This window comes from Micromonospora sp. NPDC050397 (genome assembly GCF_044901685.1).
In the GTDB taxonomy this organism is placed as follows: domain Bacteria; phylum Actinomycetota; class Actinomycetes; order Mycobacteriales; family Micromonosporaceae; genus Micromonospora_G.
On record NZ_JBJDPS010000001.1, the window covers coordinates 813,517 to 826,189 of the forward strand.

At 70.3% G+C, this 12,673-nt stretch carries 9 protein-coding genes; 2 read left to right on the plus strand and 7 right to left on the minus strand.

The annotated features are described in order from the left end of the window. A complete protein-coding gene (locus tag ACI2K4_RS03115; protein ID WP_404508283.1) occupies positions 1–1,032 on the plus strand; it encodes a TerC family protein in 1,032 nt (343 codons plus the stop codon). Positions 1,033–1,039: 7 nt separating this feature from the next. On the opposite strand, the gene ACI2K4_RS03120 is transcribed toward ACI2K4_RS03115, so the two are convergent. Next, a complete protein-coding gene (locus tag ACI2K4_RS03120; RefSeq protein WP_404508284.1) occupies positions 1,040–1,246 on the minus strand; it encodes a hypothetical protein in 207 nt (68 codons plus the stop codon). Between the two features lie 1,108 nt (positions 1,247–2,354). On the opposite strand from ACI2K4_RS03120, the gene ACI2K4_RS03125 reads away from it, so the two are divergent. Further along, entirely contained in the window at positions 2,355–4,082 is a 1,728-nt protein-coding gene (locus tag ACI2K4_RS03125) for a thiamine pyrophosphate-binding protein (RefSeq protein WP_404508285.1), read from the plus strand. Between the two features lie 276 nt (positions 4,083–4,358). Here the strand turns inward: ACI2K4_RS03125 and ACI2K4_RS03130 are convergent, their stop codons facing one another. From ACI2K4_RS03130 to ACI2K4_RS03155, 6 genes are all read right to left on the minus strand, one after another. After that, positions 4,359–5,114: a GntR family transcriptional regulator gene (locus ACI2K4_RS03130; protein ID WP_404508286.1), complete on the minus strand. Its 756-nt coding sequence runs from the start codon at positions 5,112–5,114 to the stop codon at positions 4,359–4,361. 243 nt (positions 5,115–5,357) lie between these two features. Beyond that, positions 5,358–7,073 (minus strand): glyoxylate carboligase, encoded by a 1,716-nt coding sequence (gene gcl, locus ACI2K4_RS03135; RefSeq protein ID WP_404508287.1) that lies wholly within the window; start codon positions 7,071–7,073, stop codon positions 5,358–5,360. Between the two features lie 156 nt (positions 7,074–7,229). Next, complete coding sequence (locus tag ACI2K4_RS03140; protein WP_404508289.1) at positions 7,230–8,066, minus strand: hydroxypyruvate isomerase family protein; 837 nt, start codon at positions 8,064–8,066, stop codon at positions 7,230–7,232. A 98-nt stretch (positions 8,067–8,164) separates the two neighbouring features. Next, positions 8,165–9,706 carry an aldehyde dehydrogenase family protein gene (locus ACI2K4_RS03145; protein ID WP_404508291.1) on the minus strand — a complete coding sequence of 514 codons (1,542 nt, stop codon included), beginning with the start codon at positions 9,704–9,706 and terminating at the stop codon, positions 8,165–8,167. Between the two features lie 394 nt (positions 9,707–10,100). Continuing rightward, positions 10,101–11,102: a 2-dehydropantoate 2-reductase gene (locus ACI2K4_RS03150; protein ID WP_404508292.1), complete on the minus strand. Its 1,002-nt coding sequence runs from the start codon at positions 11,100–11,102 to the stop codon at positions 10,101–10,103. Positions 11,103–11,480: 378 nt separating this feature from the next. Beyond that, the gene (locus tag ACI2K4_RS03155; protein WP_404508293.1) at positions 11,481–12,638 is read right to left on the minus strand and encodes an NAD-dependent formate dehydrogenase; all 1,158 of its coding nucleotides are present in this window, start codon (positions 12,636–12,638) and stop codon (positions 11,481–11,483) included. Between the last annotated feature and the right edge of the window lie 35 nt (positions 12,639–12,673).

Here is a 12,673-nt window from a genome sequence, read left to right on the forward strand (position 1 = left end):
ATGAATCTGCCCGACTGGGTGTGGGCGGTCACCATCACCGCCTTCGCCGTGATGATCGCCATCGACTTCTACCTGGTGGCCCGCAATCCACGCGATCCCTCGTTCCGGGAGTGTGTGGCGTGGGTGAGCTTCTACATCCTGGCGGCGGTCGTCTTTGGCCTCATCCTGACCGGGACGGCAGGTGCCACGTACGGCGGGCAGTTCTTCGCGGGTTGGCTCACCGAGTACTCGCTCAGTGTCGACAACCTGTTCGTGTTCGTGATCATCATGACCCGGTTCGCGGTGCCGGTGAAGTACCGGCAGAAGGTGCTGCTCATCGGCATCGTGATCGCGCTGTTGCTGCGGGGCGTCTTCATCGCCGCCGGAGCCCAGGCGATCACCCGGTTCGACTGGCTCTTCTACCTGTTCGGCGCGTTCCTGATCTACACGGCGATCAAGCTGGTGGGGCCGCAACAGGAGGACGAGTTCTCGGAGAACGTCGCGCTGCGGACGGTCCGTCGGGTGCTCCCTACGACCGAGGGTTACCACGGCGCGTCGGTGCTGACCAAGATCGATGGGCGGCGGATGGTGACCCCGATGCTGATCGTCATGGTCGCCATCGGCACCACCGACCTGCTGTTCGCGCTCGACTCCATCCCGGCGATCTTCGGCCTGACCCAGGAGCCGTACCTGGTCTTCACCGCGAACACGTTCGCGTTGATGGGCCTGCGGCAGCTCTACTTCCTGATCGGTGCCCTGCTGGACCGGCTGGTCTACCTGAGCAAGGGCCTGGCGCTGATTCTCGCGTTCATCGGTGTCAAGCTCGTGCTGGAGGCGCTGCACCACGACGGAGTCGGTTGGGCACCGGAGGTGCCGATCGTCGCCTCGCTCGCGGTCATCATCGGAACCCTGCTGGTCACCACGGTTGCCAGCCTGGTGAAGACCCGGCGGGACGGACAGCGGGCCCCCCAGCCCGCCGCCGCCCACGCCGTCACAACGGACGATCAGCCACGTGCGTCGGAGGTCGCCATGGCGGAACGTGATGCGTCCTGAACAGTTGTCACACCTTGACCAGGTCGTCGCCGGTGTGCTCGCTCAACAGCCGCGCGATCTCCTCGTCGCTCGGCCGGGCCGCTCGCCGCTGGGACTCCAGCGCGAGCGCCAGGCCGAGCCCGAGGGTACGACCGTCGGCGTTGAAGCCACGCGGAAGGTTGAGTCCGCGTTGGATTCGGTTGAGGAAACGAACGAACTCTCCTTGGGTTGCCATGACCTTCTCACCTCGATGGGTTTTGGCGATCCCGCGGGACGACGCCCCGTGGGAGGGTGTGCACCGGCCGCGCGTCGGAGACTGGGTGCCTCGTCGCCCCCAGTGGGACGGGCGCGTGTGCTCGCTGTGGTCGCCGAGGGCTCGGGCCGAAAGGCTCGGGCCCTCGGGCGTTGTGGTGGTGACTCGGGTGCGGTGTTCGGCGCGGCGGCTGGTGGTCCGCCGCTGGTCCGCCGGCGCGTCGTGGTCCCCGCCGCCGGGCCGTCGGGAGTCGAGTGTCTGCCTGGTCCCTCGTTTGTCCGGAGCCCCGGTGTGACCGGAGGGTCCGTCCGGTCGTGGGGGCGATGGTTCCGTTCACCGTGGGCCTGCTTCTTGTTGCTCGATTCCCGTGACCGCTCGGGCTCCAGCATACAGGCTTTTGTATGCAAAATTTGATCCAGTGACCAAGGCCACGGCAGGCTGGACCCGGTCTCGCCGCTCGTCGCGCCGGGCATGGGAGTGACCCTCCCTCCTGGACCCGTGCACTCCGTACCCCGGCTGGCTCACTACCCCCGGTGACTCCCGCCGAAACGTGCGGGACGGCGTACCCGTGAACAGATCCGGGTTGTCCAGGGTGGCGAGAGGAGGTGTCGGTCGGCGAGGCGAACGGGTGGCCGGACTCACCGTCACAGGGTGCGTCGGTACGACACCGAGGTAGACGGGGGGAGGCGGTCGCCGCTCTCGCGGAAAACCTTCTGCTACCCCCTAGACACTCCGCTGTTACATGAGCCACGATATTGCCTACCCCATACGGTATGCAATCCTTGAGGGTGGCGGAGGAGAACCCCATGACTCGTCAGCGACATCGAGCCCGTGCGGCGATCCCCGCTGGCGTCCTACTTCACGCGCGGTCCGCGCCGACCGGCCCGTCCCGGCCGGCGACGCGGAACCGCGCCCACCCGTGGACAGGGGAGGTTGCCGTGGTCGAGCAGCCGATGCGGAGCCGTGCGCCGGGCGCGCCCGCCGCGCCGCGCCCGCGTACGTCCCGGAGCAGTTTTCCAGCCCAACACCGCCGGATTCGGGGCGCGCACGCGCCCAGGTCGTCGGCGGCGACTCAAGGGAGTTGAGAAACATGGTTCAGACCGCGAGGGAATCCGCCGTGGACCCGATCCTGGCCGAACCGAGTCGCGACCCGGAGCGGATCTCGGGCGGACACCTGGTGGCCAAGGCCCTCAAGGCCGAGGGCGTCGACGTCATCTTCACGCTCTGCGGTGGCCACATCATCGACATCTACGACGGATGTGTCGACGAGGGCATCGCGGTGGTGGACGTCCGGCACGAGCAGGTCGCCGCGCACGCGGCCGACGGTTACGCGCGGGCGACCGGCAAGCCGGGATGCGCCGTCGTCACCGCTGGTCCGGGTACGACCGACGCCGTGACCGGCGTGGCGAACGCGTTCCGCGCGGAGAGCCCGATGCTCCTGATCGGCGGCCAGGGCGCGCTCAACCAGCACAAGATGGGCTCGCTGCAGGACCTGCCGCACGTCGACATGATGACCCCGATCACCAAGTTCGCCGCCACCGTGCCGCACACCGCGCGCGCGGCGGACATGGTCTCGATGGCATACCGGGAGGCGTACAGCGGGGCACCGGGACCCTCCTTCCTGGAGATCCCGCGTGACGTGCTCGACGCCGAGGTACGCCTGGCCGACTGCACCATCCCCGAGCCCGGCCGCTACCGCGCCTCGACCAAGAGCATCGGCGACCCGGCCGCGATCCAGCAGCTCGCCGACATCCTGGTCAAGGCGAAGAAGCCGGCCGTACTGCTGGGCACCCAGGTGTGGACCGGCCGGGGCAGTGACGCCGCGATCGACTTCGTCCGGACGCTGAACGTTCCGGCGTACATGAACGGGTCGGCGCGCGGCACGCTGCCCCCCGGCGACCCGCACCACTTCCACCTGTCCCGGCGTTACGCGTTCAACAACGCCGACGTCATCATCATCGTGGGCACCCCGTTCGACTTCCGGATGGGCTACGGCCGCCGGCTGCCCAAGGGGGCCACCGTGGTGCAGATCGACATGGACTACCGCACCGTGGGCAAGAACCGGGACATCGACCTGGGCCTGGTCGGCGACCCGGGCTCGATCCTCGCCGCGGTGACCCAGGCCGCGTCCGGTCGGATCGACAACGGCGCCGCCGGGCGCAAGCCCTGGTTCGCCGAGCTGCGGTCCGAGGAGACCTCGGCGTACGAGAAGCGGCTGCCGCGTCAGCTCTCCGACGCCAGCCCGATCCACCCGCTGCGACTGGCTCACGAGATCAACGAGTTCCTCACCGAGGACTCGATCTACATTGGTGACGGCGGCGACATCGTCACCTTCTCCGGCGGTGTGGTGCAGCCGAAGTCGCCGGGCCACTGGATGGACCCGGGGCCGCTGGGCACCCTCGGCGTCGGCATCCCGTTCGTGCTCGCCGCCAAGTACGGCCGGCCGGACAAGGAGGTCGTCGCGCTCTTCGGCGACGGTGCCTTCAGCCTCACCGGCTGGGACTTCGAGACCCTGGTCCGGTTCAACCTGCCCTTCGTCGGCGTGGTCGGCAACAACTCGTCGATGAACCAGATCCGCTACGGCCAGGCGGCGAAGTACGGTGCCGCCCGCGCCCGGGTCGGCAACACCCTCGGCGACGTCCGGTACGACGAGTTCGCCCGGATGCTCGGCGGCTACGGCGAGGAGGTCCGCGACCCGGCGGACATCGGTCCGGCGCTGCAGCGGGCCCGGGAGTCGGGGCTGCCCTCGCTGATCAACGTCTGGGTCGACCCGGACGCGTACGCCCCGGGCACCATGAACCAGACCATGTACAAGTGAGGGCCTTCGGCCCGAAACCGGAATTGGTGGTTGCGGTTTAGGGCGGGGCGGCTCGCCCTCGGGGACCAGCACTGACGGCCAGTGGGGATTGGCCGGACCAGCGTCGACCGGCGCGGCGGAAGCCGTACCGGTCGACGCTGGCGTGTGGGGCCGGTGGCGACGACGGTCCCGGAGGGTCCGCGCGGCGGCCTTCAGGATGCCGCTGCCGGCGCGAACAGCCACAACGCGTACCGCCACCACCCCGGTCCGGGTGGTGGCGGTACGGACGTCCTCAGGTCAGGCCAGGGCCTCCCGCTCGGCGGCTTCCTTGCGCCGCTTGTGGTAGCTCTCCCGGGTGCGTTCGGTGTGCCGGCGCATCATGTCGCCGGCGCGCTTGCCGTTGCGGCTGGCGATCACCTCGATCAGCGCGGCGTGCTCGTCCCACGCCTCCCGGCCACGGGAGCGGGCGATCGGCAGGTAGTACCACCGCACCCGGCGGTCGACCAGGGCGATCAGTTCGGCCAGCACGTTGTTGCCCGACATCGACACCACGTACGCGTGCAGCGCCGCGTTGGCGGCGACCATGCCCTCCTGGTCGTCGTCGCTGAGCGCTTTCTCGCCGGCGCGCTGCAACCCCCAGAGGTGCTCGATGTTCTCCGGCGTCGCCCGCCGGGCGGCCAGCCGGGCCGACTCGGTTTCGAGCAGCGTGCGGGCCGCCAGCAACTGGTCCGCCTCGGCCTCGGTGGGCACGTGCACAAACGCGCCGAGCGCCGGGCGCAGGTCGACCCAGCCCTCGCTGTGCAGCCGTTGCAGGGCCTCCCGGACCGGCTGCCGGCTGACCCCGAGCTGGGCGGCCAGCTCGTTCTCGACCAGGTGCTCGCCGGGCTGCAGCTCGCGGTTGATGATCATCTCGGCGATCACGTCGTAGACCGCCTGGCGCAGCGGTGCGGGGCGTTCCAACGGCTGGCGTACGGCGCGAGCCTCGGCTCGTGCGGCGGCGAGCCGTCGTCCGCCGCTGGCTGCGGCTGGCGGGCTCTGGTCCCAGTCCGTCATGGAAACCTCCGGCTTCGCTGGATCGACCGGACGCGATGCCGATCGAATGTGTTCATAGCATACAGTCGCCGAGAAACAATGCGTCGACGCCACCACAGCGGTGACGAGCTGCGTCGATGTCGAGGCGCCGTTGCCTCCGGCCGGACCTCGGCCCGTACCTCGGGGTGCCGCCAGCGCACGCCCACGGAGGTGGGCGTGCGCTGGTCGGTTCGATGTGGCCGCCGGTGCGGCGGTGACGTCCGGTCAGTGCGCGGTCGGCTCCGCCTCGGGCACCGGCTCGAACTCGTTGACCTTCGCGATGGAGACCCCGTGGGCGGTGTTCGCCTCGCGCTCGATCATCACCTCGACCAGCACCGGACGGCTGGTACGCCGGGCCTCCTTGCTGGCCCAGGCGAGCGCGTCGCTGATCTCGCCCGGTTCGGTCACCCGCCGGCCGGAGCAGCCGTACGCCTCCATGATCTTGACGTTGTCGGTGCCGTACTCGTCGTAGTGGATGTCAACCTCGAAGTTCATGTCGTAGCCGATCTCCGCCTGGCGGATCAGGCCGAGGTACTCGTTGTTCAGCATCACCAGCACGAACGGCACGTTGTACTGCGCCGCCACCGCCAGCTCCTCCACCAGGAACTGGAACGAGTAGTCGCCGACCACGCCGACGACCTCGGCCTCCGGCCTGGCCGACTTGACCCCGATCGCCGCCGGGATCTCCCAGCCGAGCGGCCCGGCCTGGCCGCAGACCTGGTAGTGCCGGGGCTTGAACACGTTCTGGAACTGCCCGGACCAGATCTGGTAGAGGCCGATCGCGGTGACGAAGTAGGTGTCCGGGCCGAAGAACTCGTTGATCTCCCGGAACACCCGGGGCGCCTTGATCGGCACCGAGTCGAAGTCGTCCCGACGGGTGAGCGTGCGGCGCAGCGTACGCACCCGCGACACCCACTCGCTGCGGTCGACCCGCTCGTCACGGCGGCGCACCGCGGCGAGCAGCGCCTCCAGGAAGGCGCCGGTGTCGGAGACGACGCCGAGGTCCGGACCGAACACCTTGCCGATCTGGGTCGGCTCGATGTCGACGTGGATGAACTTCCGGTTCCCCCGGTAGGTCTCCAGGTCGCCGGTGTGCCGGTCGCCGAACCGGGCGCCGAGCGCGAGCACCAGGTCGGACTCCAGGAAGGACGCGTTGCCGTACCGCTGGGTGGTCTGGATGCCGGTTATGCCGGCGAACAGGTCGTGGTCCTCGGGCAGCGAACCCTTGCCCATCAGGGTCACCTGGACCGGGATGTCCAGCGTCTCGGCGAGTTCGCGCAACAGGTCGGTGGCCTCGCCGAGGATGACCCCGCCGCCGGCCAGGATGAGCGGCCGCTCGGCGGCCAGCAGCAGGTCCAGGGCCCGTTCCACCCGGGGCGGGTGCGGCTCGACCCGGGTCACCGGCAACGGGGCGTCGATCGACGCGTCCCACTCGATCTCCTGGCGTTGCACGTCGAGCGGCAGGTCGATGAGGACCGGTCCGGGCCGACCGGACCGGGCGATCCGGAACGCCTCCCGGAAGATCCAGGGAGCCTGGGCGGCCTCCTTCACCTGCACCGCCCACTTGGTCACCGGCTTGGCGATCTCGACGATGTCGACCGCCTGGAACGCCTCCTGGTGCAGTTTTGTCGTCGGCGCCTGCCCGGTGATGCAGATCATCGGGATGGAGTCGGCCTGCGCGGTGTACAGGCCGGTGATCATGTTCGTGCCGGCCGGGCCGGAGGTGCCGATCGCGACCCCGACCTTTCCGTTGGTCCGGGCCCAACCGTCGGCCATGTGCGTGGCGCCCTCCTCGTGCCGCACGATGAGGTGCTTGATGTCGCTGTTCTTCAGGGCGGCGTAGAGCGGCAGGATGGCGGCGCCGGGGCAACCGAACGCGATGTCCACGCCCTCCGACGCGAGCACGGCGACCACCGCTTCCATACAGGGGATCTTGGTCATGGTTTCCATACCTCTCGGGTGCGGGGGAGACGCTCGGCAGCGGACGGAGCGGGAGTCTTCGGGGAGCGGGCCGGGCGGGGCCGGGCCGCGTCCGGGTGGCGGTCACGTTGCCGCGTACGCCGCCACCCGGACCGCGGTGGACCCCGGGGTACGGGGTCAGAGCCGGGCGGACGCGCGCCGCTGCCGGGGGAGCCAGTCGAAACTGTCCGCGCTGGCGCCGAGCGGCTTGTACTCGCAGCCCACGTAACCCCGGTAGCCGGCCCGTTCGAGCTGGGCCAGCAGCCCGTCGATGTCGAGCGTGCCGGTGCCCGGCTGGTTACGGCCCGGGGTGTCGGCGATCTGCACGTGCCCGATGTGGCCGGTGTGGGTGGTGATCACCTTGTCCAGGTCCTCACCGTTGCTGGCCAGGTGGTACAGGTCGCAGAGCAGCCGGACGTTGTGCTGGCCGGAACCGACCCGTACCCGGTCGATCACCGCCCGTACGTCCGCTGCGGTGGCCAGCGGGTAGGCCGGGTTCTGGGCGATGTTCAGCGGCTCGACCAGCACGATCGCGCCGGCACCGGCGGCCGCCTCGGCGGCGAGCGCGAGGTTCTCCGCGGCCAGGTCGTCCTGGGCGGCCGGATCCACCCCGTCCACCCGGTTGCCGTACAGCGCGTTCAGGGCCCGGCAACCGGTCGCCTCGGCGATCCCGATCGCCGCGTCGATGTTGGCCCGGAAGCGGGCCGAGTTCGCCGGCTGGGAGAGCAGCCCCCGGTCCCCGGCGGCCATGTCACCGGCGTCGAAGTTCAGCCCGACCAGCCGGACCCCGGCGCCGTCGAGCGCGTTCAGGAAGGCGGTGACGTCCCGGTCGGAGGGCACCGGTTCGGTGAACGGCCACCAGAACTCGACCGCGTCGAATCCGGCCTCGGCCGCGGCCGCCGGCCGTCGCAGCAGTGGCAACTCGGTGAACAGGATGGAGAGGTTCACGTCGAAACGGAGATCGTGTGCCGTCATGGGCGGGGACTCCTGCGGGTCGGGCGGACGGTGGACGGGGACCGGCGCCGCCGCCCGTGCCGGTCGCGACGGCACGGGCGGCGGCTGGCGGTGGAGGGTCACACCGCCGGGTACCGGGCATGGGACGGGAAGTTGCCGTACAGGCGCTCGTCGGCCGGGCCCTCGGTGACCGCGTGGACCAGCAGCTTGCCGCCGACGAAGGCGCCCCGCCAGGACGCGCCCTTGCCGCCGAAGACCTCCTGCCGGTCGCCTCGGGACCGGGGCCGGTTGATCCCGACCTTGAACGCCTGCAACTCGCGGCTGAGCCGGTGCGCCGTCGCCTCGTCGTCACAGGCGATCGACGCCACCAGGGCCCCGTTGCTGGCGTTCATCGCGGCCAGCAGCTCGGCCTCGGTGTCGACCAGGACGATGGTGTCCACCGGCCCGAACGGCTCGGCGTGGAACAGCGGTGAGGAGGGCGGCGGGGCCAGGATCGCGGTCGGCGGCAGGTACGCCGAGGTGTCCTGACCCGGCAGGAAACGGCCGCCGTCGAGGGAACCCCGGTACAGCGGCACCCCGCCCTTGGTGATCGCCTCGTTGATCGCGTCGTCGAGTTCCTTGACCTTGGCGTCCTTGATCAGCGGTCCGAAGTCCAGTTCGGGGAACTCCTCCTGACCGGGCTCCACCGCCAACGGGTGGCCGAACCGCACCCCGCGCACCGCGGGCAGGTACGCGGCCAGGAACTCGTCGAACAGCGACCGCTGCACCACGTAACGCGGGTACGCGGTGCACCGCTGTTTGCCGTACTCGAAGGACTTGCGCACGTTGGTGGCGAGCAGGTCCCAGTCGCCGAACTCCCACACCCCCCAGCAGTTGAGTCCCTCCTGCTCGAGGACGTGGCGCTTGTCGGAGTCGACCAGCCCGGCGGCCACCTGGCTGCCGACGTCCCGCCCGCCGACGAAGAAGACACAGCCGATCTCGGGCGCGGCGACCAGCACCGAGGAGAGTTCGGCGCCGCCACCGCTGATCAGGGTGAACGGCAGGTTGTGCCGGGCGGCGATGGCCACGGCCAGGGTCAGGCAGCTCACCCCGCCGTCGGACGGTGCCTTCGCGATCACGGCGTTGCCGGCCAGCGCCTGCACCAGCATCGCGTGCATGATCACGCTCATCGGGTAGTTCCAGCTCGCGATGTTGCTCACCGGACCGGCGAGCGGGGCGCGACCGTCGACCATGTCGTCGATCTCCTCGACGTACCAGCGCACGCCCTCGATGCACCGGTCGACGTCGGCCCGGGCCAACCGCCAGGGCTTGCCGATCTCCCAGACCAGGAGCAGGGCCAGCAGGTCGCGGTGCGCGTCGAGTTCGTCCAGCGCCGCGCTGACCCGGGCCTTGCGGGTGGCCAGCGGCAGCCGGGACCAGACCCGGTGGGTGTCGAGGGAGGCCCGGACCGCGGCGGTCGCGGTCTGCCCGGTGACCCGGGGCGGGCCCGCGATCGCCGTACCGTCCACCGGCGAGGTCGCCGGGGTCGGCGAGCCGTCCGGCTGCCAGCGGCCGTCCCAGTAGTTGCAGAGGCGGCCGTCGTGGAACGCCTCGGGTGCTACCTCCCGGCATCGGGCATAGACGTCTGACCACGCGGTGCCGGGTTTGAGGATCAGGGGCACGGGAGCCTCCAGGGCGTCGGGTGTCCTGCGGGTGTCCTGCGGATGTGCTGGCGGGCCGGGTCGCGTCAGGCGTCTGGTACGCCGAGGACGCCGGCGTCGCGCCGCTGGCTGGCCGGCACCGGATCCCGGTGTTCACGGCTGAGCCTTTCGCGCGTACTGCATACAGTATGCCGTTGCCCGGACCGGTGGCAAGGCTTCGTCCGGCCGGGATGGCTGGGGTGCGGGTTCGCGACGGTGCTGTTTCTCGGTGGTGCGGTTCGCGACCGAGCCGACGGACGCGTGACCGCTACCGGTCCGCCGTGGGTGCGGCGGTGGGGACGGGTCGGTGGGGGATGGTGACGGCGTGGTCGGGTGCCGTACCGGGCGGACGGGGATGCCGACCGCCGGGCGAGGGTCAGGCCGCGGCCATGGTGGGGCTCGCGGCCCGCCGGGAGACCGACTTGGCGAGCAGTTCGGTGGCGGCGTAGACGGTGCGCAGGGTGGGCGCCGGGGCACTGGTGATGTCGGCCATCTCGACCACGGCCGCCACGATCGCGTCGAGTTCGAGTTCCTTGCCGGCCTCCAGGTCCTGCAACATGGAGGTCTTGTGGTGACCGACCCGCTGGGCGCCGTCGATCCGCTTGGCGATGGAGATCTCCGGGTGGCTGCCGACCCGGGACGCGATGTCCAGGGTCTCCTCCATCATCTGCGCGACCACCTGCCGGGTCCCCGCGTTCTCGCAGATCTCGATCATCGTGGCCCGGGTCAGGGCGCTGATCGGGTTCAGTGAGACGTTGCCCATCAGCTTGATCCAGATGTCGTCACGGAGCTGCGGCTCGACCGGGCACTTCAGGCCACCGTCGATCATGGCGGCGCTGAACTCGGTGCACCGGCGGGAGATCGTCCCGTCCGGCTCGCCGATCGAGAAGCGGGTCCCCTCGAGGTGTCGGATCACCCCGGGCGACTCGATCACCGTGGCCGGGTAGACCACGCAACCGATCGCCCGCTCCGGCTCCATCACCGCCGAGGTCGCGCCGCCCGGGTCCACCGCCTCGATCCGCTGGTTCTCGTACGGACCGGCGAGCTTGTGGAAGTACCACCACGGGATGCCGTTCTGGCCGGCGATCAGGGCGGTGTGCGGGCCGAGCAGCGGGGACAGCAGTGGCCCCGCCGAGGCGTACGAATGCGCCTTGAGGCCGAGGAAGACGTAGTCCACCGGACCGACCGAGGCCGGGTCGTCGGTGGCGTGCGGATGCGCGGCGAAGTCCCCGCGCGGACTGAGGATCCGGACTCCGTTCTGTTGTAGGGCGGCGAGATGCGCACCGCGGGCGATCAGGTGGACGTCCACTCCGGCGCGACAGAGGGCCGCGCCTACGTAGGCGCCGATGGCGCCGGCTCCGAGCACTGCGACTCGCACGGGCTGCTCCCTTCGAGCGCACACAAAAGACAGGCTTCTGTATGCGTTATGGGGAGTACAGTATGCAATAGGGGTTCGGCACTGACAACCCTCGGTACGCCCGTGCCGGGAATGGGCGTGGGTGACGTCTTGCCTCGAACCGGCCGGCGCGCACCGCCCGCGGCGCCGCCACGGCACCATCCGAGCCGGCCATACAAGACGCCCCGACCAGGCAGGACCTGGGCGGGGCGGGGTGGATCGAGACGCGTCTGAGGCCCGGCGCCGTACCGGTGGGGGCCCGGTGGAAAGGCGTGACATTCCGGGTCGCCCTGGACGGCGTAGACCGGCGGTGGGACCACCGGACCTACGCCGCCACGGGGCGGCTACAGCACGGTCGTACTACGCCGCGCTGTACGAGTGCTGGCCCGTCCCGGCCAGCCTCCCGCCGTCAACGATCAGGTACTCCTCGCGGATCGCCCGGCCCTGGAAGTAGGACTCGAGGATCTCGCGGGTGCCGGCGGCGTAACGCGCCTGCGCCGACAGGGTGGTGCCCGAGGTGTGCGGGGTCATCCCGTGGTGCGGCATGGTCCGCCAGGGGTGGTCGGCCGGGGCGGGCTGCGGGTACCACACGTCGCCCGCGTAGCCGGCGAGCTGCCCGGACTCCAGTGCGCGTACCACCGCGTCCCGGTCGACGATCTTCCCCCGGGCCGTGTTGATCAGGTACGAGCCGCGCCTCATCTTCGCCAGCAGCGCGTCGTCGAACATGTTCTCGGTCTCCGGGTGCAACGGGCAGTTGATCGTCACCACGTCGCAGACCCGGACCATCGACTCGGCGTCCGGGTGCCAGGTCAGGTTCAGCTCCTTCTCGACCTCCGGGGCGAGCCGGTGCCGGTCGGTGTAGTGCAGTGCCACGTCGAACGGCTTGAGCCGGCGCAGCACGGCCAGCCCGATCCGGCCGGCGGCGACCGTACCGACCGCCATCGCCTCCAGGTCGTAGGCGCGGGCCGAGCAGTCGGCGATGTTCCAGCCGCCGTCGCGTACCCACTGGTGCGACGGGAGGTAGTTGCGGACCAGCGACAGCGTCATCATCACCACGTGTTCGGCCACGCTGATGCTGTTGGAGAACGTCACCTCCGCGACCGTGATGCCGCGCTCGATCGCGGCGCTCAGGTCGACGTGGTCGGAACCGATGCCGGCGGTGACCGCCAGCTTCAGCTTCGGCGCCTTGGCGATCCGCTCGGCGGTCAGGTACGCGGGCCAGAACGGCTGCGAGATGACGACGTCGGCGTCGACGAGCTCCCGCTCGAAGACCGAGTCCGGGCCCTCCTTGTCCGAGGTGACCACGAGGGTGTGGCCCTGGGACTCGAGGTAGGACCGCAGGCCGAGTTCACCCGAGACGCTGCCGAGCAGTTGCCCGGGAGTGAAGTCCACCTTCTCCGGGCTCGGTACGGTCTGCCCGCCCGGGTAGTGGCTGATCTGCGGCACGCTGTCCCGGGCGTACGAGGTGGGGTAGCCGGTGACCGGGTCGTCGTAGAGCACACACAGGACTTTGGCCATGAGTGATGTCCTCTCTCATTACGATCGGGGACGGA